A 1,774-nucleotide genomic window follows, 5' to 3' on the forward strand; every position below is an offset into this window, starting at 1 on the left:
TGGAGTGTGACGTGCTTCAAAAGCAAGGCAGGCGAAGTTACGCTTGTCATCGCTATGAGAAGCCAAGCTCAACGAAGGAAGGCAGTGTCAGGCCGAGGCCGTGCTGCCAGAGACCCCAAGGCGTCTGTGAAGACGCTGGTACTTGAGGAAGCCACGCCGGTGTATCTGGCGCTGGATGTGCATGCGCGTCATTGTGTGCTGGGAGCCATGGCCGAGGACGGGCGTTGGCTGGGAGAAGGCAGTTGTCCCACGCAGGCGGAGGCCTTGTTGCAACTGGTGCAGGGCGTGCGCGCTCCGCAGAAGCGGCTGACCTTTGAGGAAGGCAGCATGTCACTGTGGTTATGCGATGTCCTGCGCCCGGTGGTCGACGAACTGCTGGTGTGTGATCCGCGGGAGAACGCGCTGATTGGACGCAGTGCCAAGAAGCGTGATGAGTGGGATGTGCGCTCCCTGTGCCGTCTGTACCGCTTGGGTGAACTCAAGGCGGTGTGGCACAGTCCGGAGGTCCACCGCCGCGAACTGCAACTGGCCGCGGAGCACTACGTGGAGTTGCGTGGCAAGGTGGTGCGTTGCAAAAACACCCTCAAAGCCTGGTATCGGCGCAGCGGGGTGATGGTCAGCGACACCAGCACCGTCTACAGCCAGCGGGGACGCCAGCGCTGGTTGCCGCAACTGCCTGAAGGCATCCGCCGTCTGAGCGCGCTGGGTCGCTACGCGGTGCTCGACAGTCTGGTGGCCGCCCAGCAACAAGCCTGGCAGCAGCTCAAGAGCCTGGGAGCCCAGTGTCCGGAGATCGCACGTTTTACCAGCATGCCTGGCGTGGGGCCCATCTGCGCGCATCTGTTCAGCGCCTTTGCCGGGTCGCCCAAACGCTTTGCCACCAAGCAGCAGTTGTGGCGCTACAGCAAGCTGGGGATCACGGATCGCAGCAGCGACGGCAAGCCCCTGGGCTACCAGCGGCTGGATCGCTGTGGCAACAGCCAGCTCAAGGACCTGAGCTATCAAATCTGGAAAGGGGCCATCACGCACGGCGACAATGAGGTCAAAGACTTCTACCAGCAGAGCGTGGAGCGCACCGGCGACAAGCGGCATGCGCGGCTCAACACGCAACGCAAGGTGCTGGCCACCCTCTGGAGCCTGTGGCGCCGTGAGGAGCCTTACAGCGCCGAGAAGTTCGTCTCCCAGGCAACCCCGACCAAAGACTCACTCACCACCCCTCCTGCAGGCGCGTAGAGAACGCGTCCTGCCAACCCACCGACACCAAGCATGACTGGCGCTGCGCGTTTGGAGCCCCCTCGCCGAGCCAGGTACCCAGAGTCCCATGCCAAGTCTTTCTGCCCGGAGAAGTGCGCCTGAGGCCCCATTGCCACCTTGTCAGTGCCCCCCGCTCATCTCAGAGCAGGTGCACCAGACACGCGAGTGCGACTGGTCCATGCGCCTCTCCGAGGCAGACATTGAATCACCGAGTCTGCCCTGGAGAACTCCCCAAGCCCGCATAGCCCCGTGGCGAAGCCCGGAGGCTCCAAGACGCGCATGGAGAAACCAGAAGCGATGACGGCGATGGGCAGAAAGAACGCATGAACCAGCTCTGAGATCCTAGCACGAGTCCAAAGCAACGAGAAGGCCCAAACAGACAGCTTCCAGCCAATCGCAGCCGTGGGAGGTGCCGCATACCTGCTCAATGGGAAAGAGGGGACACCAAGCCCTTTGTTCCCTTCGGGTTCGGGCAAGGAGAGATCTTTTTACCTTTGACTTTTGAGACGCGGTGGCAAGC

General features: G+C 62.3%; 1 protein-coding gene. It reads left to right on the forward strand.

Annotated elements, in window-relative coordinates; translation table 11 throughout:
• Positions 1-126: 126 nt before the first annotated feature.
• On the forward strand, positions 127-1,233 hold the full coding sequence (locus DES53_RS32320) for a transposase (RefSeq protein ID WP_170157591.1): 1,107 nt from the start codon (positions 127-129) through the stop codon (positions 1,231-1,233).
• Positions 1,234-1,774 lie beyond the last annotated feature (541 nt).

Source organism: Roseimicrobium gellanilyticum (assembly GCF_003315205.1).
In the GTDB taxonomy this organism is placed as follows: domain Bacteria; phylum Verrucomicrobiota; class Verrucomicrobiia; order Verrucomicrobiales; family Verrucomicrobiaceae; genus Roseimicrobium; species Roseimicrobium gellanilyticum.